Source organism: Mucilaginibacter sp. OK268, assembly GCF_900103125.1.
Taxonomy (GTDB): Bacteria; Bacteroidota; Bacteroidia; order Sphingobacteriales; family Sphingobacteriaceae; genus Mucilaginibacter.
The window spans coordinates 285,070-306,998 of the sequence record NZ_FNJV01000003.1 but is presented as its reverse complement, the minus strand read 5'-3'; the positions used below and the strand labels follow the sequence as shown (position 1 = coordinate 306,998).

Below are 21,929 nucleotides of genomic sequence, written 5' to 3'. Positions count from 1 at the left end.
ATAAATCAATGTTAACCGTAAAATGTGTAAACCATGTAAACCCACTTTTTTGCATAAATATCACCGGCTTAATGTTAATTTGTAGGTGATAGTCAGTTTGATTGATGATACGGTCTCAATAATTTAATGTACACCGTCGCGCCTGGCAATTTTGCGTACCTCAACGCTATTACCATCGCCTTGTAATACAGGACTGCCTTTGGCAAACTCAACAGCTTCTTCAACAGAATCGGCTTTTACAATAATATATCCTCCAATGGTTTCCTTGATCTCGCCAAAAGGGCCGTTAGTAACTACATTGTTGTGCCAAACTACCCTGGCATCATCAAAGGGTAAACCGGTGCCGCTGCTAAATTTATTTTGTGCCGCGATACCGCCTATCCAATCCATAGTTTGTTTCATCCAGACCTCGATCTGCTCAGGTGAAGCTATTTTAGTACCATCTTCATGCCTGAAAATTAAAATGAACTCGTCCATTATTTCAAATTTTAATTGTTAATAAATATATGAATTACACCCTCGTATCAAGTGAGATGGAGTAAACTGGACACTGGGGGCGAATTATTTTTTTATCTGGCGATACATTCTGGTAAAATACCCCGGAGAAAGGTTATTTAAACCATTCCGAATATTTTGTTTCTTCGGGCACGTCGGTGGGGCTCTCAAAATCCAGCCGATAACCATCTACGTCGTCAAAAGCAACTACCCAGTTATTATTGCCCACAAAGGGTTCCTGTATTTGAATGCCTTTTCCTGTAAACTCATGATATAAAGCTAGGGCGTCCCTGCATTGGTAGCAAATAGATATGCCTTTGCCTGGGCGTTCAGGCTCTCCGGTGCTCTGATCTTTTTTGCGTAGTTCTTGCAGCATAATAGCAATAGCGTCGCGCGTAAGCCAGCACCATTCAATTTTTCCCCGTGGGGTCCATTGATTAACAAGGGTAAAACCAAGGGCCTCGATATAAAACTTTAATGATGCTTCCATGTCCTTTACCCAGAAAAAAGGTACGGTCTGGATGATGTTGTATTCACTTTGCTGATTGTTTTCCATATGGAGATAGATTAACAGTAAACAACTAATATTGTCTTAATGAATGATAAGGAATCTGAATATTTAATTTTAATCAATTGAATTTATAGAATTTATTGATCATTTATAATACTTGTTAGGAATGTGTTGCTAGCCGTGTAAGAATGTATTAACTGGTTATAAAAACCTTCATCAAAAAATATTTTGTATTTCTTTATCCTTTTTGAAAACGAAGGTGTCTTTATATACGAAAAGGAAATATGAATAATTACCAACCCTATTTTGATCTGGGTAAGCTAATAGCGAAACACCTGCGAAAAGAGCTTACCGAACAAGAACAAGACCAACTGGAGCAATGGCTTCAATCAGATACGCGCAACCAGGAATTATTCAAAAAATTAACTGATCAAACTATAATTGATTTAGCACTTGAAACTTTTGAGACAAACAATAAAGATAAAGCCTGGAAAAATATTGTAAAGAAAACGGGGTTTAAAAACACCACCAGTAAAAACGTTACCGGTAAACCATGGTTGGCGTATGCCGCGGCTATAATTATATTGATAGCCCTGGGTGTTACACTAACTAGGTACCGTAATACTTCCGGCGAACAAAAGATAGCTGTTAAACCGCAGCAAGATCTTTTACCCGGAAGCAATAAAGCTGTTCTGACGTTAGCTGATGGATCCAAGGTTATCCTGGATGATGCCAAACGCGGGAAAATAGCCAGTCAGCAAAATGCTGTCATTACTAAAGATCAAAGCGGGGAGGTGGTTTACCAGGCTGCCGAAACCAGTCAAACTGAGGACTTGCCGCCTGTTGAAAAAAATGTAATGAACACGTTGGCCACGCCACGTGGTGGGCAATACCAAATTGTTTTACCCGATGGTACCCGGGTTTGGTTAAACTCGGCTTCATCTTTAAAATATCCTACAACATTCGCTGGTAATGATCGCCGGGTTGAACTAAACGGAGAAGCTTATTTTGAAGTTAGCAAAGATCCCAGTAAACCTTTTTATGTAAAAACCGCGACTCAAACAGTTACGGTTTTAGGCACCCATTTCAATATCAACAGCTATGCCGATGAAATTGCCACCAAAACAACACTGCTTGAAGGCAGTGTAAGGGTTACCGGCAATACCAATGGCGCAACCGCTAAACTTAAACCTGGAGAACAGGCTGTAAATACTATAAACACCATTGATGTAAAAGAAAATGCAGATATAGACGAAGCTATAGCCTGGAAAAACGGCAAGTTTCTTTTCCGTAATACCGATCTGCATACCATTATGCGCCAGTTATCAAGGTGGTATGATGTAGATGTAGAGTATCAGGGTAATGTAGCACAAAAACATTACCGGGGCCGTATTTCGCGGAATGTACCGGTTTCAGAGATATTCCAGATATTAAAAACAAGCGGCATAAACTTCACAATTGACGGGAGGAAGATTATAGTAAGATCATAAAGCCTGATAACGGCAACCGGCAAGGTCGGTTAACCGGGTTTGGCCCATAAAAAAGCCGGAAAGTGTTGCGAGCACCTCCGGCCAGGTATCGGGCTGACAATTTAAAATCATATTGACTAATACATTTTTACTAAACAACCCAAACAAAAGTATGGATTTTTCTACATTTCCTGCGCCCGTATGTGAAGGCACGCGGGTAAATAAAATTAATAAGATTACCAATTGTTTTTCCCGGATAGATCCGGCCACAAAAAGGAAATTTATTATGCGGATTAAACTTATCACAGCTTTACTTTTTGCCGTATGCCTTCATTTGAGCGCTGCAAGTTTTAGTCAAAGCATTACGCTTACCGAGAAAAATGCAAGCCTCGAAAGCGTTTTAAATAAAATAGAGCAGCAAAGCGGCTATGATATTTTTATGCAGACTGAACTGCTTGCCGGCAGTAATAAGGTGTCCATAGATATGAAGGCTCAGCCTTTAGCAAAGGTGCTTGAAAAGGTATTTAAAGGCCAGCCTATTACTTATGCCATCATTGGTCATACCATTGTGGTTAAAGCCAAAACTTCAGGCAAACCGGTATCTGCAGCTGATCAGGCTATGTTAGCATCAGTGTATAGCGGTAAGGTAGTTGATGCCGATACTAAAGAGCCACTTATCGGGGCCTCTGTTGGTGTAAAAGGCGGAGGCAAAGCCACTTCAACCGGGCTTAACGGCGATTTTAAGTTGAAATTAGGTGATGATGATGTCAAAGCATTGGTGATATCATATATTGGATACGTTACGCAAGAAGTTGAGCTTAACGGCAAAAACGACCTGGGCATTATTTTTCTGAAATCCAGTGCCAACGCCATGAAAGAAGTTGTGGTAACTGGTGATCTGGCCATAGACCGTAAAACACCGATAGCGGTATCGACCATCAGTCAGCAATATATTGAAGAAAAATTGGGCGGTCGTGACATTCCACAATTATTACAAAGTACGCCGGGTATAATGGCTACTGCACAGGGCGGTGGTTATGGCGACTCGCGTATCAGCATCCGTGGTTTCTCAAGCGGTTCAAAAAAAGGTAACGTTGCATTGACCATTAATGGTATCCCTGTTAATGATATGGAAAACGGTTCGATCTTTTGGTCAAACTGGTCAGGCCTTACCGATGTAACTAACTCTGTACAAGTACAGCGTGGCTTAGGTGCTTCAAAAATTATTGTTCCATCATTTGGTGGGACCATTAATATCACCACACGTACAACTGATGCCGAAAAGGGCGGATATATTTCTCAAACTATAGGTACCAATAATTACGAAAAAACAGCAGTACTGGTATCAACAGGATTAAATGCCAATGGTTGGGCTGCAACCTTCCAGGGCAGCAGAACCAAAGGTGATGGCTATGCCGACGGATTGAACTTTTTAGGTTATAACTATTTCTTTAACTTATCAAAAGTATTAAGTCCAAGCCAAACCTTATCCTTTACAGTAATGGGGGCAACCCAAACCCATGGTCAAAGACCAGAGCGTCCATTAACTGATTACGCCAGTGCCCCACAAGGTGTTAAATGGAACTATGATCTGGGCGTTAAGGATGGTAAACAAATAAATCCGTATAACAACTTTTTCAGCAAACCAGTATTTTCATTAAACCATAACTGGTCTATCAATGAAAAATCAAGTCTGTCCACTGTATTGTATGCTACTTATGGTACAGGCGGTGGCGGCGCAATAGGGGGGACAAATACTGTTCCACCAAGAGTGGGTAACCTATATTCACCCTTTGATTTGGATGCGGTACAAAAAACAAATGCAGCCAGTGTAGATGGCTCTGCAGCTACCTATTTGTATGCTTCACATAATGATCATGCCTGGTATGGTTTAAGAAGTACTTATACCACCACATTAGGGCAATATTTAAATCTTTCCGCCGGTCTTGATTTAAGATATTACAAAGGTACCCACTATGAAGAAGTTAAAGACTTGTTAGGTGCTGATTATGTGTATAACCCTTATGTTCCTGGAACCCAACCCGGTGGCAGCACGGGTGATATCAATAATCCTAATCATCGCGCGGTAGTTGGTGATAAAATAGCTTATTATAATAAGGATTATGTAATGTCTGGCGGTGCGTATGCCCAGGCAGAGTATGTTAAAAATGACTTCTCGGCATTTGTAACCCTGTCTGGTTCCGGAACCGGTGATAAGAGGGTTGATTTATACAACTATCTGAACAACGACCCGGCACAGTCAAGCCGTTATGTGAATTTTTTAAGTTATCAGGCCAAAGCTGGCGCGAACTACAACCTGAACGATCAGATGAATGCGTTTGCCAACATTGGTTACATCACTAAGCCACCGTATTTTGATAACGTATTCCAAAAATTCACTAACTCCATTAACCCAAACTCTGTTGATGAAAAATTATTGAGTTATGAATTAGGCTATCAGTTTAAAACATCTGGCTTTGTAGCCAAGGTTAACCTTTACCGCAGTTTGTATAAAGATGAGTCATTCAGTGTTCCTATCCCAGATCCACTAACCAATCAAATTTATACTGCGAACGTTGCTGGAGTAAACGAAATGCATCAGGGGGCCGAATTGGAATTGAGCTACCAGCCTATTAAAGCAATCATATTACATGGCATGTTCTCTTATGGTGATTGGTATTATACCAAGAACGCAGGCCCGGCAACTGTATTTAATAGCCAAAATGTAGCTCTTCCTTCTGTAAAAGAAGTATTGATAAAAGGAATTAAAGTTGGGGATGCGGCTCAAACTACAGCTGCATTTGGTTTAGATATTAAAGTTTTACCTGATTTAAAACTTGGCACAAATTATTACTTCTATGGTAACTATTATTCAAGTTTCAACTTTGCCAATATTACCAGCCCGGGTGTGCAGCCTTATAAAGTGCCAAATTATTCTTTATGGGACCTGAATGCCACTTTTAAGTTTAAAATTGCCGGTTTAGATGCTTCATTGAATGGTAACGTAAACAATTTGTTGAATACCAAATATATATCTGATGGATATGATGCCTCTGCTACTGGCGATCCAACCAAATTGAGTGTTTACTATGGTTTACTCAGAACATTCACTACCGGTATAAAAGTTAAATTTTAAAAAGAAACTTCATGAAAAAGATATATTATTTATTTGCTTTTGTTGTTGTGGCTTTTACTGCCTGCCAAAAGCAACCAAGCGTAAAGCCAACATACACCAAGGCTATGACGTTTACCCTTGCGCAATCAGATTACCAGTTGCTGCCCTCGTCTGCCTACCCGCATAATGCCTTTACTTTTGATTCTTTAGGGGATGCCAACAAGTATATTCCTATGATCTTGAATTCAAAAGACCCACAATTAGGCGATGGTTCAACAGCAACAATTACGTTTACACTTACTGCTATTGCACCTCCCAAAGCCCCTAAGCTGGCAGATAGTTTAAGTGACAGCGTATCATATACACTTACAAAAAGCGATTATTTGTTATTGCCAGGGAATAAATTTACTGATTTTAGTGCGGCTCAGATATTAAGTTGGGTGCCTATAAAGTATCCCAACCCTGCTACCAATCAATTGGCTTTGTTAACCTTTACCTACTATGAAAACGGGGTAACAAGTACAGCAACCCAATCATTTTTAAATTTGAACAATGCCTGGAAAAAATTGTACACCTTAACCCCTGCCCAGTATACAGCGATAGGTAAAGGAGGGACGTTCAATGATTTTAGCTCATCAGATGATGCGCAACTTTCATCTTACTTTAACACATTATTGAAGGCCGATGCTGCGGTTGCCAGCACAGCTAAATTAAGAGATGTTCAATACGTAAGCTACAAGTACTTTAATAGTAAAAATTATCAGCGTGTTATGCCATTGATATATGACGGTGCCAACTGGACAACCAAAGCATTAGCATCATCAACCGCAACACTTGGGTTTGTAAAAAGCGGTGGTACCTGGATTAAAAATCCTACGGTTTATTATACGCTTACAAAGGATGATGCTACTCTTATCGGAAATTCAACTATTGGCACAGATGCACAACGGACAAATCTGGCAAAATATGGAGATTTTCAAACCAGCTGGACTGCTGCTGATATCCAAAGCGCTATGATACTGGTGCTGACCAAGCATTTCCCAACACCAACCCTCAATATTCCTTATAATATTACTTATTTGGCATTTGTTAATAGTGCCGATGTTCCTACAACACTTACGTTTAAATATAACGGAACAACTTGGGTTAAAAATTAATAATCTATATTATCAGGAGCATGGTTTACATATGCTCCTGATTTTACTTCTCTATCCACATCACGCTTAATATAATTTTTTCATGGGCATATATGCTATGGCCATGCTTTGCTGTTTATCTATCACAAAAAACAAATTATGATGAAAATTCAAAACTTACTGCTTGGTTTTGCTTTGGTGTTGACCATGGCAAGTTGCTCAAAAAAATCAACGGACATGCCGCCCACCAGTCCGGGGGATACAACAGTAGTTAAACCACCTCCTGTAGTGCCATCTTACAGTATCACTGAAACTTTCGAACAAGGCAAGAAATCTGCTTATGCCGCGGCTGATGTAACTTTACTTACCGGCAGCTGGAATTTTAACGATGCTGTTTTAGGTACCCTGGCCGCTGATGTAAAAGATGGCCTTTGGGCTGTGCGCCTGCGTGCAGGTGATATTGCCATGAACTTTGATATCAGTGGTCTTAATACCTTGTATATTAAACATGCTAAATATGGGTCAGATCCGGCTTCTGTCTGGCAACTGTTAATGTCTACCGATGGGGGAAAAACCTATACACAGGTAGGTACTGATATCAGCGAGAACAATACTACACTGGTTACCGACTCATTTAAAGTAAGCGTAACTGGTAAGGTGCGTTTTGAAATTAAACGAAGCGGTACAGGTACCAATCGTGTCAACATTGATGATATTACCTTTAAAGGAAAAGGCGATCCCGGCATTGTTGTAGGTACTCCTGATGATGGCGGCGATGACGGTGGTGGTTCACCAACAGCACCCGCATCTACACCAAGAGACGTAACGGGAGGTACAGACGCTCCGCCAACAACTGGCGACAACAGCGATCTGCTTTTTGGTAACCCTTCAAACGCACAAAGCAGTACCTCCTCAATGGATAACTATCTTGTTGATCAGAAATATTACACAGAATCATACAACGCTACAAAAGGTGAGCCGAATTGGGTTAGCTGGCATTTGGATGCTACTAATATCACCGGAGCTTCAGACCGTTTAAATAATTTTGCAGCATGGGCAAGTTTACCGGCAAACTGGTACGTGGTTAATGATAACGCCTATTCCGGAAGTGGGTTTGACAGAGGACATAATTGCCCTTCGGCTGATCGTACAAGTTCAGCTAATGCTAACTCTGCTACATTCCTGATGACCAATATGATACCGCAGGCGCCTAATAATAATCAGCATACCTGGGCAAATCTGGAGAATTATCTGCGTGAGCAAGTAGTTCTAGGTAACGAAGTATACATTATTATGGGTAGTTATGGCACAGGCGGTACAGGTTCAAATGGATCGGCAACTACTGTAAATAATGGTCATGTTAATGTACCAAGTAATGTATGGAAAGTAGCGGTTATTATACCTGTTGGGGATAATGATTTGGGCCGTGTAACTAGTTCAACAAGAGTTATTGCTGTAAATACACCTAATATTAACACCACCAATAGCGATTGGACAAAATACATTGTAACCGTAAAAGATATAGAATTGGCAACAGGTTACACCTTATTGTCGAGCCTGCCTGTCAATGTACGGGCGGCACTGGAAGTTAAACTCGACGCAGGAACTCCAGGATCCTGATACTTACTGAATATAAAAAAAAGCCACTCATTACGGGTGGCTTTTTTATGGGCTTGTAATTTTCAAATTGGTAATCAACCTGTAATCTATGCCAACCTAAAGATAAAATACTACCAAAGGGCTTGTTTTGTATATTCGCTTTTTAATACCCCTGCTGCATGTATAAAATAACCAGGCTTATTTATAATAAGCCCCTTGTATTTTCTTTATGGTTTGGTTTAAGTTTCCTCATTGTTCTTAAAGGAATCCTCACTCATCAAATATTTAATAACTACCTGGTTTTTAAATATAATTTTATCAATACCGTTCACCAGCATCATCTTTACACCTATCAGCCAGAGCACTTTAACGATCTTAATCATTACGGGCCGGTATTTTCAATAATCATTGCACCGTTTGCATTAATGCCCGATAGTGTTGGAGTTTTAATGTGGGTAATGTTTAATGCTTTTATACTTTTTAAAGCCATGCAATCGCTACCCATTAAAGAAAATCAGTATGTTGTTATTTTGTTGATTTGTGCACATGAGTTAATGACGGCTTCGGCCAATGTTCAAAGTAATCCCATGATAGCCGGATTGATTATTTTGAGCTTTAGTTTTATTAAGAAGAAACAAGATTTTTGGGCTGCTTTAATGATAGCTCTCGGAACATTTGTAAAATTATATGGGATAGTTGGGCTTGCATTCTTTTTCTTTTCCGAAAACAAACTAAAGTTTATTGGAGGTTTTGTTTTCTGGTCTGTGATATTATTTATATTGCCCATGCTTATTTCTTCACCGGCTTTTATTATTCAAACTTATTATGATTGGTATGATGATCTTGTAGCCAAAAATCTCAGTAACCAGGGTTCTGTGTTACAGGAAATATGCGTGATGGGAATGATCAGGAAAATATTTAATTACCCCGGACTAAAAAATATATACGTTATAGCGCCGGCCTTGGTGCTCTTTGCACTTTCCTATTTAAGGTTAAAAAGCTTTAAATGGCAACAATATCAATTACTTATCCTGTCGTCGGCTTTGATCTTTGCCGTGATTTTCAGCAGTTCATCGGAATCATCAACTTATATTATTGCTTTTACCGGAGTAGCTATCTGGTATATGAATTTAAACAGGCCGGTTACCAGTTACGAAGTGTTTTTATTGATTTTTGCCCTCATTATAACCAGTCTTTCCCCATCCGATCTGTTTCCGCGATATATCAGGATGGAGTATGTTGTACCTTATAAACTTAAAGCTTTGCCATGCTTTCTGATCTGGCTAAAGATTATCTACGAAACCTTAACCCGAGATTTTTCTAAGCAAGAACAGGTTAAAGCTATATAAGCTATTGGCGTTATGACATATCCGCACCCCGGGGAATGTTAATATGTTTACAATTCTATGGCTAATTCTAGATTATTTTATGATTAAATCATCATTAATTATTTATTTTTGTAACACTAAAGTTACATTATCTGAGAGGTATTTCCTTTTTATAAGTGTGAAAGTTTTTATTACGATGAGGTTGTAACGTTGTAGTTTAATTCTTCGTATCATGTTTGTTACATAAGGAATAGATTGAAAAATTATAAAAATAAACCTGACCAATATAATATTTAGTTACCTATCACAATTTAAATCCCCTGTTTAAAATATCATGACATTCGTTATAAAAAAGAAAGTATCGGTAATTATACCATCCTATAATGAAGAAAAAAATATAAGTTTTTTAATTGAACAGATTAACGAAACACTGAGTCATACTAATTATGACTATGAATTGATTTTTGTTGATGACGGCAGTAGTGATAATACTCTAAATGAAATAAAATTTAATGCGCAATTACATGCCAATGTTTTTTACATAGAACTTTCAAAAAACTTTGGAAAAGACCATGCCCTTAAAGCAGGTATTGCTATGGCCCAGGGCGATGCCGTGATAACTATGGATGCCGATATGCAACATCCCCCGCATTTAATATTAAAAATGTTGAAATATTGGGAAAACGGTTATGACATTATTTACACCTACAGGCAAAACAGTAACCCGCATGCGAAAGGTTATCAGAAAGCTACGTCAAAGCTTTTTTATAAGGGCATAAATATGCTCTCGGATATTAAACTGGAAAATGGCACTGCCGATTTCAGGTTGATGGATGAAAAAGTTGTAAAGCAGCTAAAGCTTATTGATGAGTATGAGATATTTTTCAGAGGAATAGTCAAATGGGCCGGCTATAAGCAAATAGGCATCCCTTATACACCATCCAAAAGACATACCGGCGAAGCCAGTTACTCGTTCTTTAAACTGGTTAAACTTGCCGTAGGTAGTATTATGGCTTTTAGCGCCCGGCCTTTATATTTGGTTGCCGGTATTGGTTTGTTTTTTTCAGCGATGGCTATATTATATATCCCTTATGTATTGTTTAGCTACTTTGCCGGATATGCTGTTTCCGGATGGGCCTCTGTATTGGCTACAATAGCGTTTTTTGGTGGTTTGCAATTGTTAGTGCTGGGCATAATAGGCGTGTATGTGGGTAAAATATTTATGCAGTCAAAACATCGCCCTAATTATATTATTCGCTCAACAAATCTTCTGAGCATAAAAAATATAAACAATGATTTTATTGGGGTTTGATGTAGAAGAATTTGATTTGCCGTTGGAATATGGCCGGTCAATATCTTTCGATGAACAATTGTCGATCTCAACAAATGGCACAAATTCAATTTTGGAGTTGCTGAGATCGGCAAATATAAAAGCCACTTTTTTCTGTACAGCCAACTATGCACTTCACAAACCTGATATTATCACCAAAATTGTGAATGAGGGGCATGAAATAGCATCACATGGTTACTATCATTCTGATTTTAAACCAGAGCACCTAAAGCAATCAAAAGAGGTGTTGGAGGATATTTCGGGTACTGAGGTGACTGGTTTTAGGATGGCGCGGATGATGCCCGTTGATGAGGCTGAGATTAAGATGGCAGGATATACATACAATTCATCTATTAATCCTACATGGCTGCCGGGGCGTTATAATAATTTTGATAAACCGCGCACCTGGTTTTATGAAGATGGTGTTTTACAGATCCCTGCTTCGGTATCACCTTTAGTTCGTTTTCCGCTTTTTTGGTTAAGTTTCCACAACTTATCTCTACCATTGATCAAATGGATCAGCTTGGCTGCTCATCGCAAAGACGGATATCTTAACCTTTATTTCCATCCCTGGGAGTTTACCGATCTGCATGATAAAGAAAAATATGGCCTCCCTGGTTATATAGCTAGAAATTCAGGAGAGCTGTTTATATCCCGGATAAAAAACTTTATTGAATGGGCACAATCAAAAGGGCTTGAGTTTTCAGGAACCGGCGACTTTGCCTCTTCGATAATGGAAAAGGATACGGCTACAAAAAAGTTAATACCTGCTCAATAATGCCCAGTACTTTTATCTCCTCTTTTTGATCCTTAATAAACCATTAGTTGTGGCGGCATAAATAACGCCTTTGGAATCCTGCGCTAACTTATTTATGGTATAGCCAGGCATAGGAGTGTTATTATTGTGATAATTTTCCCAGCTATCTTTCAGGTTAAACCTTACGAGGCCCGATTGCTCTGTAGCTATCCACAAAACATGTTCATATTTATCATACAACATGTCGTTAACATGGTTTGATGGCATTCCTGAATTTTTATCAGTATAGTGCAGCCACGTTCCATTGGTTTTCAGCACCGCTATGCCTTCCTTGTCATTATCGCCCGGAGTTGCATTACAGGCAGTTAACGAGAAATACAGATTACCAGCCTCATCTTCTACGGCATTAGAAATATAGGTATCTTTCAAAGGGGTATTGGATGTATTAAACGTAGTTGGCACGTTATGATCAATCATGATGCATCCTTTTGATGTGCCTATCCACAAACGCTTGCGGCTATCTTCATAAACATAGTAAACATTGCTTGAAGGCAGCAGCGGGATGGTCTTTTTATTCAGTACAACAACCTTATCCTTTCTTAATACAACCAGGCCGGCTTTAGTAGCAAAAAGAAGATCACCATGTTGGTTGTTTAAGATCCGGATAGCTCCCGGTGTTACAAATTTTTTAAAATCAAATATCTGCCAGCCTGCATCACTGTACTTGTACATTTTATCATCAACGTACACCCATTTGTTATTATCCTTATCTACATTAATATCCATCACAGCTGTTTCGGCGGTGAATGGGGAATTAAATTCGTTGATGGGATTAAAGTTTTGACCATCAAATCGAGTTAGTCCCTTAATGGTAGTATACCATAACACATCAGATTTATCTACAATACAAGATTTACTGATGTTATCTGGAAGGGGGGAGTTATACTTAGTCCAGGTGGTGAATTCATAAGAATTCAAAGACGGATTAGTGTAAGCAGTTGTTTTGTTATAAATAGTGGGATCACCGGGTGGTTTTAATTCGGTTAGATCCATTCTTTGCATTTGACCTGATATTTTCCCATTCGCAAAACGAAAGATCACATTGACAGATGCATAAACAGGTTTGCCATTTACTTTGGCGGCTCTCCATATATTACCATTCAAATACCTGATCAACTCTGCAGTTAACGGCCCGTTTGTTACATCGGTATGGCTAAGCACACAACTAAAACCAGAGGCCTCAACCAATACCTGGAAGGATATTGATCCAAAAGCATCTTTCAAAATGTATTTACGATTGATCTGGTCACATATATAATCAAGTGTGAACTGATCGCACGTTGCTTTGGGATCTCCGCAGTCCATGCAAAAAGTGGCCGTATTACACACATCTATTTTTTCCAAAAAAAGATTTTGTGCAAAGAGCGGTGCAGGTACAAGAAAAACAAACAGGGTGATAAACGTTAACTTCCGAATTTTAAGTGAGTATAAGAATGCCAGCATTATGTTATAAAATAAAGAAAGCAAACTCAGAACACCAAATAAATATTAGTTAAATAATGTTAAAGCAAATTATTGGTAGTTAAAGATTTTGCTAACCTATAACAGTTGGTACATTAAAAAAGTATCTGAACATATAAAATGCCCCAAACTTATTAGAAAATATTGCTATTTTTAGTGCCATTCATTATAACCTGTAAAGCTTCTGAGAGTAAGTGTTTTCTAAACTAAATCATAGGTTAAACTTAGGTTATATCATACTTGTTTTATATGAAAAGATACGTTTTATTACTCCTGGTGTTTGCCTCTTTTTCGGTATACGCTCAAAATACGATCAATAACTATAAATACGTTGTAGTGCCCGAGAAATTCAGTTTCCTGAAGCAAAATGATCAGTACGGACTAAACAATCTGACTAAATCCCTTTTGGCAGAAAAAGGGTTTACAGTTTATTTTGATAATACTGAATTGCCAAGTGAAGTGGCTAACAATAAATGCCAGGCGCTGAACGCGGATGTATTAGAAAAAAGCGGCATGTTTACCACCACCCTTACGCTTTTATTAAAAGATTGCCAGGGTAATATCGTTTTTAAAAGCAAAGAGGGCAAAAGCAGGGAGAAAGAATATCGCGTTTCTTATAATCTTGCCCTGCGGGAAGCTTTTAAATCATTAGATGCGGTGCCATATACCTATAATGGAACAACTAATGAACAACCGGTAAAGCCAACGGTTGCCACAAGCGCAATTGTCGCTCCGGTTGCAACTGTAAATACAACCACCCCGGCCCCAACTGTTACGCCTCCGGTAACGGTTGTAAGTACTCCAGCAATTTCAACTACTCCAGCGAAATCTGTACAGGCGGAAACGAATCAGCAGGTTGGAACTTTATACGCCCAGGCAATAGCCAACGGATATCAATTAATTGATACCACACCAAAAATAGTTTTAACTCTCCTTAAAACCTCTGTACAGGATTACTATATTGTCAGCAACAGCGCTTCTAACGGCATAGTTTTGAAAAAGAACGATGGCTGGTTCTACGAATACTATAAAGATGGTAAGCTTATTTCGGAAAAGCTACAGGTTAAATTTTAATCGTCTCAATTCACGTGCATTTAAGAACGCTTTGCCAGATATAAATTAAAAGGCATGTTTTTGTCTGACAAAGAAACATGCACCATGATATGACTCATTATATTATCTGGATTATTACTTTTTTAGCTATAGCGGGGGTTATTATCCGTCCATTTAAAATACCGGAAGCCATCTGGGCGGTATCTGGTGCTGTTATATTGGTTGTGCTACAGCTTATATCACCTGCGGAAGCATTTTCAGGAATCGCTAAAGGCACCGACGTTTATCTGTTCTTAACAGGTATGGTGTTACTGGCTGAAACTGCACGGGAAGAAAAACTTTTTGACTGGCTGGCAGCCCATGCAACCAAAATGGCCAAAGGATCATCAACCAATCTTTTTCTTTTAATTTACTTGGTTGGTGTTGTAGTTACTACTTTTTTATCAAATGATGCTACAGCCGTTGTACTAACACCCGCGGTAGCTGCCGCGGTAAAGGCGGCTAAGGTAGAAAAGCCGCTTCCTTATCTTTTAATTTGCGCGTTCATTGCCAATGCCGCGTCCTTCGTACTTCCCATATCCAATCCGGCAAATCTGGTTATTTACGGTACTCATATGCCGTCATTATTACAATGGTTGTCGCAGTATATTATACCCTCTGTAGTGGCTATAGGGATAACATATGTGATGCTTTATTTAACACAACGCAAAACACTAAGGCAAAAGATCGAAACCAATATTCCTGTACCTATACTTTCACAAGGTGGAAAAACAGCGATTTTTGGTATTGCTATTACGGCTATCATTCTACTTGCCGCTTCAGCCCTGGATATTCAACTTGGTCTTCCTACGGCAATTACAGGAATACTTACTTCGGCCATAGTGATTATCCGGGCCAGGAAGAACCCCTGGGTGGTTATTAAAGACGTATCCTGGAGTGTACTCCCATTGGTAGGGGGGCTTTTTGTTTTGGTTGAGGCACTCAGTAAAACAGGTATAACTCAAATGCTGAATGTTCTCCTGCATCAAAGTGCACAGGAAGCTGTTAATAAGACTGCCTGGGGGAGTGGTATTATCATTTCCTTTGCCTGCAACCTGATGAACAATCTACCCGTAGGACTGATAGCGGGTAATGTTATGCAAGGAGGGCATGTACCAGAAATTGTAAAAAGCTCCGTTTTAATTGGCGTTGACCTTGGGCCTAATTTATCGATAACGGGCTCGCTCGCAACGATCCTATGGCTGGTAGCCCTGCGCCGTGAAGGACAAAGTGTTAGCGCCTGGGCCTTCCTGAAGCTTGGATTTTTGATCATGACTATAGCGCTTCTGTTTACGATAGCGTCATTATGGATATGATCAACCTGTCAATCCCTGCAGAAAAATATGGAGATCTTCTTCTTTTTCCAATCCCAGCTTTTGTTTAAGCCTGTACCGGCTCATGCGTACACTTTTAGCCTCGATGTGCATCAGTTGGGAAATCTGCCGGGTATCCATTTTAAGATACAGATAGGCGCATAGCTTTAAGTCGAGCAAGGTAAGTTTCTTTTGCGCTTTATCATTGATCAGGTTAAAGAAATCCGGGTGAACCTGTTGGATCTGTAACTTTGCCTGTTCAAAATCGCTGTCCAGTACCATTTCTTCTCTTAATATTTTATGCATATTCACCGGGTCACCATCGGTTAACTTATCCCGGATATTGAGCAACATCTGATTTTTATGTTCCAGTTGCAGCACATTGGCCATAACCTCTGTTTTTAACTGTTGCTGCTGTGTTTCGAGCAGTTGTTGTTCGACCTTTAGCCTGGCCTGTTCTTCTTTTTCTAATTTTACCTGGAGCTCGGAGTCTTGTTTTTCCAATTGTAGCTGTTTTTCACGCTGTAATGAATAGCGTAGTTTAAAATGATAAGCCCTGAACATAAATAGCAATCCGAGCAGTGAGGCTATAGCAATACAGCCATACAGATAATTTTGCATTCTGCGACTCTGTTCCCGTTCTTTCAGGATGCGCATTTCACTGTCTTTCTTTTCTGTTTCATACTGTATTTCCAATTTCTGGGTATTGAATGCCTGCTGTTGGTTGAAGTTTTCGTTATTATACTGCGTTACTTCTTTTTGAAAACCGATGGCTTTTTTATAGTCGCCTTTTTGTTCATAAATGTTAGATAAGGCCTGTACCACGTTGATCATGGTATAGTAGTAGGGGGGCTGTTCTGTTTTCATTACCTTGTAAGCCTCCAACAAGTAACTTTCTGATAAAGCACTGTTACCGTCCCGCTTAGCATATTCGCTGAGTATGCCCAGGCTGCTGGCTATAACTTCCTGATTGTTATTTGTGTTTTTCAAAACGTCCCTTGCGATATTGGCATAACGTATAGCATGAGCTTTGGCTTCTTTATCTGGTTCAGGAAAATATTTTAAATAATAATCGGCTATGTTAATACAGGCGATGGCATAGGTGTAATCAGCCACTTGTCCCGGATATTGATGGTACAATATCTCTGACTGATGCAGGTAAAATAAGGTACTATCGAGCTCTGCCTTTTTTTTAGTGGTATGGTAGTTATACTCATGTGCTACTGATAATGCTGTATAGCAATTACTTAAAATGTTATAATCATTTACCTGCAAAGCATTTTTAGTGGCCTCATGTGCATAAGTATTTACTTTGGCTTCGTTATTCCAGTTCGAATAGACTACGTAAAGCCTATAATATATTTTAGCGGCTATATACGGATCTGGTTTACTGGCCAGTTGTTTCAGTCCCAGATTGCAAGACTTTACTATAGCTTCTGGGTCACCCAGTGTTTTATATAACTGTACCCGCGCGTAATAACCATAAGCCATTGCAAGTGGATCATTAGCTTTTGCTGCAAATATCTGAGTTGAGTCTGTTAGTGATTTTAAATGTTTTAATTGCTGCAAACTACTCACAATAATTACCAGCAACGTATAAGCTTTAGTAACCTCTGTATAGTTTTTATATTTTAATGCTATAGCAGCACCCTGCCTGGTTCTGGTCTCTGCCAGGGCATAATTTTTACTGCCCCGGTATATTTCGGCAAGTTGAAGGAGTAAAGCGGGCTTTTCTTTTTCGTCCAATGCTGGATTATCAATAGCCGATCGTAAACTATCTGATAATCTATTTTGACCAAAGCTGCTTAAGGACATCAGCATGCAAATACCTACCAACAGACCATATACGGGATACTTCATCAAGCCAAATTACTATAAATTGATAAGAATTATACAGAAAATATCTTTGGTTTGTATATTTTACTATTTATAATTATTTAATAATGAGATAATTATAAATATTGTAGACGTATTGTAGATGCTTTTCTGATAGAGGTAGACACTTTGTAGGATGCTAAAGTTTGGAATCGACGGCCAACAGTTATCAATTTTGTTGTGGCAATATCGCCGACTAAAATCGAATACAGAAACCATGAACAACAAAACATTATCTATCGTTTCCTACATCACCTTGATAGGATGGCTGATCGCTTATTTTTCAGGAAAAGATAAAGCAGACAGCCTGCTCAAATATCATTTGAAACAATCTTTAGGTTTGGCTATCGTAAGTATTGTCCTCAATGTTGTTTTGAATTTTATTGGGTCTATGCTGCCTGCTTTATCTTTCCTAGGCATGATTGGCTGGGTGATTTTTATATTTTGGGTACTGGGGATAATTAACGCTGCCAATAGTGCCCAAAAGCCAATACCTGTTTTTGGCAAAGCATTCGAGAAAAGTTTTTCATTCATAGGCTAATCAAGCATCTATACTTGAAATCAATACCTTATTCAGGCACTTTAAACCTGCATTATGCAATCATTTAAATATTTTACCCAGGAAGGGAATGTTTATATCAAAACACCGCAAAAGGGGTTATACTATGCCGTTGCCATATTTTTGTTTGCAATAGCAGTAATTGCTTACCTGTATGGCAATAAAACCAATGGTAATAAAGTAGTATGTGCTTTGTTTGCCATACTTGGACTCATTATCTTGTTACGAGCCAGTGCCGTTACCCGGTTTGATGTAGTTGCCCGTACTATCACAGCGCAGTCCTTTTTCTTTACATCGCCTAATGTTTTTCACTTTGAGGATTTTCAGAATTTCCTGATCACCAAACAAATCCTGTTGATCACCATTAATGCAACGGCGACGATGATCATAGAAAAAAATGGTAAGCAGCGAAACTTACTCCTGCACCAAACCATGTTTTTTACCAAACCCTTGCAAAGGGTTACAGACGAAGCGGCGCAAATTATGGGTATAGATGGATAATGATAGCCAAGGCTTGAAGCATAAATAATGATATCGTACAACCTGAAATATATAAATGGTACACTGAACTTTCAACCTAACCGAAGATACCGGAACAAAATTGTTATTTGTGTGCTGCTGGCGCTGATAGCCTTTGCGCTACCAGAAGTGTGGGTGTTAAATTATGAATTACGCAGACCTATACAATGTTTCGGTATTCTTTTTACTATTTGTGCACTGTACGATCTTTTGTTTAAAGTAAATCTTACCTATGTTTTTGACCCTCTGAACAGGGAGGTGTACTTGAAAATACCAGGTCTATATTCCAGGAAACTCATGTCATTTGAAGATGTACATCTGCTGCCAGAAACGGTTAACTGCGAATTGCACTATGTGATGTCGAACAAAAAAGACAGGTACGGAAAAAATTACGCCATCAGTGACTTTTTCCTGGAGACCCGGAAAGGAAAAGAGGAGCAGAAGCGCTATGAGATAGAGGTACTGGGTGCTATAGAAGAGATATTATATACCTAACACTCAAAAAATGGGACGTGCTTTTTCTATATTCCATATGCTTTATGCATTTTTCTTTGCGGTTCCCTTTCCTATGCTTTTGTATTACAACATCAAAAGCGAGTCGGACATCATGGAACTTAAGGATAAAGATCCCTGGCTGGCCTTTGCTCTTTTGGCGGTATCCATGGTGCTTTGGAGCATACTTTTGACCCGTTATTTTCGTAAATGGATAGTTTATCCCTTTGTTGCCAAGCAGAATATAGAACAATTAAAAACAGAAGGCGTACATCGAGAGGCAGACATTTTATCTTCAGTCAAAATCCCCATTCGGGATAATGACTGTGATAGTTACGAGCTCGCTTTGTCATTTAAGAATTTAGTAGGTACACCGATTGTACAAAAAGCCTCCGTAAACGATGGTAAACCGCATGAGCACCGGTTTGAAGTTGGTAAAAAGACAGCCATACTTATTGATAAGGACATGAAGCGTATTCCTTATTTTATTTTTGCAAACTCAGATGTTACCATAAACAAAACCATTATTGCGCTGATAACATTAGGCTGGTTAGTGCTTTTGGCGCTCATCGCGGGTTATTATATCTTCTCTTATCACTTAGAAAACTATGGTGCGGGATGGCGTTTTATGGCCTTTTGGCACCCTCTCTTGATTTGCCCTGCTGTGATCTTGTTTTATGGCTTTCTGGAAACACTCATGGCTAAATTCGGCGGAAGCTCAAAAAATGCCCCACTCATTAAATTTAAAGGGATAAGAACCACCGCCAGGCTCATCGGCGCGAGCCAAACTGGTTTGTATGTGAATGAACAACCGCAGATTGAATTTAACCTGGAATATACTGATGAACAACAGCAAATACATAAGGCCCGCATAAAAAAGATTATTGATTTGCTGGATCTGGATATTACCAGGCAGAAGACTATCGATATTTTTTATCTCCGGGAGGATGCCACTCGTATTGCCTTTGCAAGCGACTTAGATGAAATCAGCTAATGAAAATGAAGCAATCAATATTCGTCATCATTTGCGTCGCTTTTATTTTAAGTTGTAAGCAAATATCACAAAGTGTTAAAGAAACCATTAACCCTAATGATTCTGTTATTAACAAACGGACTAAGGATAACGAACCGGGAACATTAGGCGAGTATACCAGTATCACTAAAACAACAAGTAGTAGTAATACTACCAGTACTACCCAGATAGATACCATATTTCATACTTATCAGCAATTATTAAGTACGGGTTTTTTAACCAACACTAAAAAATTAGAACAGGCAGAGATGGCGCTACGGAAACTCCCTCAATATGCCGGAAAAGAAATTTTTCTTTATGCTACGGTTCATTTTTTTGATAATGGCTTAATCCTTGCTAAGCTCCAGAATCCGCATAATCCTAAATATGTAGATGCTTACAGATACATTGGCAGCTGGTCTGGCCCTACGCCGGAGCCACAATCAGTAAATAATAATATACAATCCCAGCTAATTTCGCTCAATACTTTCAGCTTTAGCAATGTGGCCAGGGTTGCCCGGATCTATAAAGAAAAAGCGCTCAAGGTAGAGGGGGCCGCGCCTTTATCCTTAGTTTTTATTACCATTCGAAATAATCAAATAAATTGGTTCCCAAACTATATTACAGGCGACCGCAGTATGTACTCAATCGGGTTTAATACAGATGGTACATTAAAAAGTTATAAACAAGAATAAAATAAGCTATATCTCTTAGAAAATAAGAAAACTTCAGTAAGGCTGAGCTTCGCTTTTAGAACAGGTGATCAATTAAAGAATTATTGACGAAGAACTAAAAAACTGTAAATTGAACATTTTATTTACACATGACAAAAAGCTGCACCCTAACATCACCTGCATTACTTTTACTATTGTTTATCACCGCGCTTAACTGTTTTGCGCAGGAAAAACGTATTGAAAATCCTATTATAAAAGGTTATTATGCCGACCCAACGGTGATTAAGGATAAAGGCGTATACTATATTTATGCAACCATCGATCCCTGGGGCAGTAAGGAGCTGGGGGTTTTAGAAACAAAGGATTTTAAAACATTTGTGAGCAGGCATATCAATTGGCCCACCAAACAAGCATGTACAAGCCCAACTTCTGGCGACGCTATGGTTTGGGCGCCATCGGTACGAAAATTCAGGGACAAGTTTTATATGTATGTAGCTGTGGGCAGTGAAATATGGGTTGGTGTTAGCGAGCACCCTCTTGGCCCCTGGAAAAATGCAAAGGCGGATAATTCGCCGCTGGTAACCAAAACAGATTTTCCGAAAGTGCATAATATTGACGCGGATTGTTTTATTGATGATAATGGCGACGCTTATTTATATTGGGGTTCGGGCTTTAATTGGGTAAATGGTCATTGTATGGCTGTCAAATTGAAAAAAGATATGGTAACTTTTGATGGTATTCCACAGGAGATCACCCCACCGCACTATTTTGAAGCACCCCATATGGTAAAACGTAATGGTTTATACTATTTAATGTATTCTTACGGAAAAGCTATTGACGGCACTTACCAGGTTCGGTATTCCACAGGTAAAACGCCACTAGGCCCATGGACCGAAGGTCCTAATGATCCTACACTTTCAACTACTCCAGATAGCACAACCCTGGGTCCGGGGCATCACACTGTTTTTAAAGAGCATGGACAGTATTATATTTTATATCATCGCATCCATCCGCAAAAGGAGCAATATGTATTGCGGGAATTATGTTTAGATAGTTTAAACTTTGATGAAAAGGGTGATATACTTAAAATTAAACCATCAGGTGTAGCTATGTTCAAAAAGTAATGATCGTG

The 21,929-nt window shown here is 39.1% G+C and carries 19 protein-coding genes; 15 read left to right on the top strand and 4 right to left on the bottom strand.

Annotated elements, in window-relative coordinates:
- Positions 1 to 123: 123 nt before the first annotated feature.
- Positions 124 to 477 carry a YciI family protein gene (locus BLR84_RS11755; RefSeq protein ID WP_090468134.1) on the bottom strand — a complete coding sequence of 118 codons (354 nt, stop codon included), beginning with the start codon at positions 475 to 477 and terminating at the stop codon, positions 124 to 126.
- Positions 478 to 610: 133 nt separating this feature from the next.
- Complete coding sequence (locus tag BLR84_RS11750; RefSeq protein ID WP_090468133.1) at positions 611 to 1,051, bottom strand: VOC family protein; 441 nt, start codon at positions 1,049 to 1,051, stop codon at positions 611 to 613.
- Positions 1,052 to 1,290: 239 nt separating this feature from the next.
- On the opposite strand from BLR84_RS11750, the gene BLR84_RS11745 reads away from it, so the two are divergent.
- The 7 genes from BLR84_RS11745 (at position 1,291) to BLR84_RS11715 (ending at position 11,761) form a co-directional block, all read left to right on the top strand.
- Positions 1,291 to 2,496, top strand: a complete 1,206-nt coding sequence (locus BLR84_RS11745; protein WP_090468131.1) for a FecR family protein — start codon at positions 1,291 to 1,293, stop codon at positions 2,494 to 2,496.
- Between the two features lie 265 nt (positions 2,497 to 2,761).
- Complete coding sequence (locus tag BLR84_RS11740) at positions 2,762 to 5,611, top strand: TonB-dependent receptor domain-containing protein (RefSeq protein WP_176852041.1); 2,850 nt, start codon at positions 2,762 to 2,764, stop codon at positions 5,609 to 5,611.
- Positions 5,612 to 5,622: 11 nt separating this feature from the next.
- On the top strand, positions 5,623 to 6,747 hold the full coding sequence (locus tag BLR84_RS11735; protein ID WP_090468128.1) for a hypothetical protein: 1,125 nt from the start codon (positions 5,623 to 5,625) through the stop codon (positions 6,745 to 6,747).
- A 138-nt stretch (positions 6,748 to 6,885) separates the two neighbouring features.
- Positions 6,886 to 8,346, top strand: a complete 1,461-nt coding sequence (locus BLR84_RS11730) for a DNA/RNA non-specific endonuclease (RefSeq protein ID WP_255366920.1) — start codon at positions 6,886 to 6,888, stop codon at positions 8,344 to 8,346.
- A gap of 158 nt (positions 8,347 to 8,504) precedes the next feature.
- A complete protein-coding gene (locus BLR84_RS11725) occupies positions 8,505 to 9,674 on the top strand; it encodes a glycosyltransferase family 87 protein (protein ID WP_090468125.1) in 1,170 nt (389 codons plus the stop codon).
- Positions 9,675 to 9,987: 313 nt separating this feature from the next.
- Positions 9,988 to 10,965 (top strand): glycosyltransferase, encoded by a 978-nt coding sequence (locus BLR84_RS11720; RefSeq protein WP_090468123.1) that lies wholly within the window; start codon positions 9,988 to 9,990, stop codon positions 10,963 to 10,965.
- The gene (locus tag BLR84_RS11715; protein WP_090468121.1) at positions 10,946 to 11,761 is read left to right on the top strand and encodes a polysaccharide deacetylase family protein; all 816 of its coding nucleotides are present in this window, start codon (positions 10,946 to 10,948) and stop codon (positions 11,759 to 11,761) included. Before BLR84_RS11720 ends, BLR84_RS11715 begins: the two co-directional genes overlap by 20 nt.
- Positions 11,762 to 11,773: 12 nt before the next feature.
- On the opposite strand, the gene BLR84_RS11710 is transcribed toward BLR84_RS11715, so the two are convergent.
- Entirely contained in the window at positions 11,774 to 13,144 is a 1,371-nt protein-coding gene (locus tag BLR84_RS11710; protein ID WP_176852040.1) for a ligand-binding sensor domain-containing protein, read from the bottom strand.
- A gap of 366 nt (positions 13,145 to 13,510) precedes the next feature.
- On the opposite strand from BLR84_RS11710, the gene BLR84_RS11705 reads away from it, so the two are divergent.
- Positions 13,511 to 14,335 carry a hypothetical protein gene (locus BLR84_RS11705; protein WP_090468116.1) on the top strand — a complete coding sequence of 275 codons (825 nt, stop codon included), beginning with the start codon at positions 13,511 to 13,513 and terminating at the stop codon, positions 14,333 to 14,335.
- Positions 14,336 to 14,424: 89 nt separating this feature from the next.
- Positions 14,425 to 15,669 (top strand): arsenic transporter, encoded by a 1,245-nt coding sequence (locus BLR84_RS11700; RefSeq protein WP_090468114.1) that lies wholly within the window; start codon positions 14,425 to 14,427, stop codon positions 15,667 to 15,669.
- Here the strand turns inward: BLR84_RS11700 and BLR84_RS11695 are convergent, their stop codons facing one another.
- Positions 15,670 to 17,526 (bottom strand): hypothetical protein, encoded by a 1,857-nt coding sequence (locus BLR84_RS11695; RefSeq protein ID WP_090468112.1) that lies wholly within the window; start codon positions 17,524 to 17,526, stop codon positions 15,670 to 15,672.
- 232 nt (positions 17,527 to 17,758) lie between these two features.
- Between BLR84_RS11695 and BLR84_RS11690 the strand changes: the two genes are divergently transcribed.
- From BLR84_RS11690 to BLR84_RS11665, 6 genes are all read left to right on the top strand, one after another.
- The gene (locus BLR84_RS11690; RefSeq protein ID WP_090469233.1) at positions 17,759 to 18,082 is read left to right on the top strand and encodes a magnetosome magnetite crystal formation protein family; all 324 of its coding nucleotides are present in this window, start codon (positions 17,759 to 17,761) and stop codon (positions 18,080 to 18,082) included.
- A gap of 54 nt (positions 18,083 to 18,136) precedes the next feature.
- The gene (locus BLR84_RS11685; protein ID WP_090468110.1) at positions 18,137 to 18,601 is read left to right on the top strand and encodes a hypothetical protein; all 465 of its coding nucleotides are present in this window, start codon (positions 18,137 to 18,139) and stop codon (positions 18,599 to 18,601) included.
- A gap of 27 nt (positions 18,602 to 18,628) precedes the next feature.
- Positions 18,629 to 19,114, top strand: coding sequence for a hypothetical protein (locus tag BLR84_RS11680; RefSeq protein WP_090468108.1), 486 nt, complete (start codon positions 18,629 to 18,631; stop codon positions 19,112 to 19,114).
- Positions 19,115 to 19,226: 112 nt separating this feature from the next.
- Positions 19,227 to 20,105, top strand: a complete 879-nt coding sequence (locus BLR84_RS11675) for a hypothetical protein (protein WP_218128307.1) — start codon at positions 19,227 to 19,229, stop codon at positions 20,103 to 20,105.
- Positions 20,106 to 20,110: 5 nt separating this feature from the next.
- Positions 20,111 to 20,818, top strand: coding sequence for a hypothetical protein (locus BLR84_RS11670; protein ID WP_143013887.1), 708 nt, complete (start codon positions 20,111 to 20,113; stop codon positions 20,816 to 20,818).
- 128 nt (positions 20,819 to 20,946) lie between these two features.
- The gene (locus BLR84_RS11665; RefSeq protein WP_090468104.1) at positions 20,947 to 21,921 is read left to right on the top strand and encodes a family 43 glycosylhydrolase; all 975 of its coding nucleotides are present in this window, start codon (positions 20,947 to 20,949) and stop codon (positions 21,919 to 21,921) included.
- The last annotated feature ends 8 nt before the right edge of the window (positions 21,922 to 21,929 follow it).

Coding starts and splice junctions, on each gene's coding strand:
- BLR84_RS11755 (WP_090468134.1), bottom strand. CDS start 477: ATGGACGAGTTCATTTTAATTTTCAGGCATGAAGATGGTACTAAAATA.
- BLR84_RS11750 (WP_090468133.1), bottom strand. CDS start 1,051: ATGGAAAACAATCAGCAAAGTGAATACAACATCATCCAGACCGTACCT.
- BLR84_RS11745 (WP_090468131.1), top strand. CDS start 1,291: ATGAATAATTACCAACCCTATTTTGATCTGGGTAAGCTAATAGCGAAA.
- BLR84_RS11740 (WP_176852041.1), top strand. CDS start 2,762: ATGCGGATTAAACTTATCACAGCTTTACTTTTTGCCGTATGCCTTCAT.
- BLR84_RS11735 (WP_090468128.1), top strand. CDS start 5,623: ATGAAAAAGATATATTATTTATTTGCTTTTGTTGTTGTGGCTTTTACT.
- BLR84_RS11730 (WP_255366920.1), top strand. CDS start 6,886: ATGATGAAAATTCAAAACTTACTGCTTGGTTTTGCTTTGGTGTTGACC.
- BLR84_RS11725 (WP_090468125.1), top strand. CDS start 8,505: ATGTATAAAATAACCAGGCTTATTTATAATAAGCCCCTTGTATTTTCT.
- BLR84_RS11720 (WP_090468123.1), top strand. CDS start 9,988: ATGACATTCGTTATAAAAAAGAAAGTATCGGTAATTATACCATCCTAT.
- BLR84_RS11715 (WP_090468121.1), top strand. CDS start 10,946: ATGATTTTATTGGGGTTTGATGTAGAAGAATTTGATTTGCCGTTGGAA.
- BLR84_RS11705 (WP_090468116.1), top strand. CDS start 13,511: ATGAAAAGATACGTTTTATTACTCCTGGTGTTTGCCTCTTTTTCGGTA.
- BLR84_RS11700 (WP_090468114.1), top strand. CDS start 14,425: ATGACTCATTATATTATCTGGATTATTACTTTTTTAGCTATAGCGGGG.
- BLR84_RS11695 (WP_090468112.1), bottom strand. CDS start 17,526: ATGAAGTATCCCGTATATGGTCTGTTGGTAGGTATTTGCATGCTGATG.
- BLR84_RS11690 (WP_090469233.1), top strand. CDS start 17,759: ATGAACAACAAAACATTATCTATCGTTTCCTACATCACCTTGATAGGA.
- BLR84_RS11685 (WP_090468110.1), top strand. CDS start 18,137: ATGCAATCATTTAAATATTTTACCCAGGAAGGGAATGTTTATATCAAA.
- BLR84_RS11680 (WP_090468108.1), top strand. CDS start 18,629: ATGATATCGTACAACCTGAAATATATAAATGGTACACTGAACTTTCAA.
- BLR84_RS11675 (WP_218128307.1), top strand. CDS start 19,227: ATGGAACTTAAGGATAAAGATCCCTGGCTGGCCTTTGCTCTTTTGGCG.
- BLR84_RS11670 (WP_143013887.1), top strand. CDS start 20,111: ATGAAGCAATCAATATTCGTCATCATTTGCGTCGCTTTTATTTTAAGT.
- BLR84_RS11665 (WP_090468104.1), top strand. CDS start 20,947: ATGACAAAAAGCTGCACCCTAACATCACCTGCATTACTTTTACTATTG.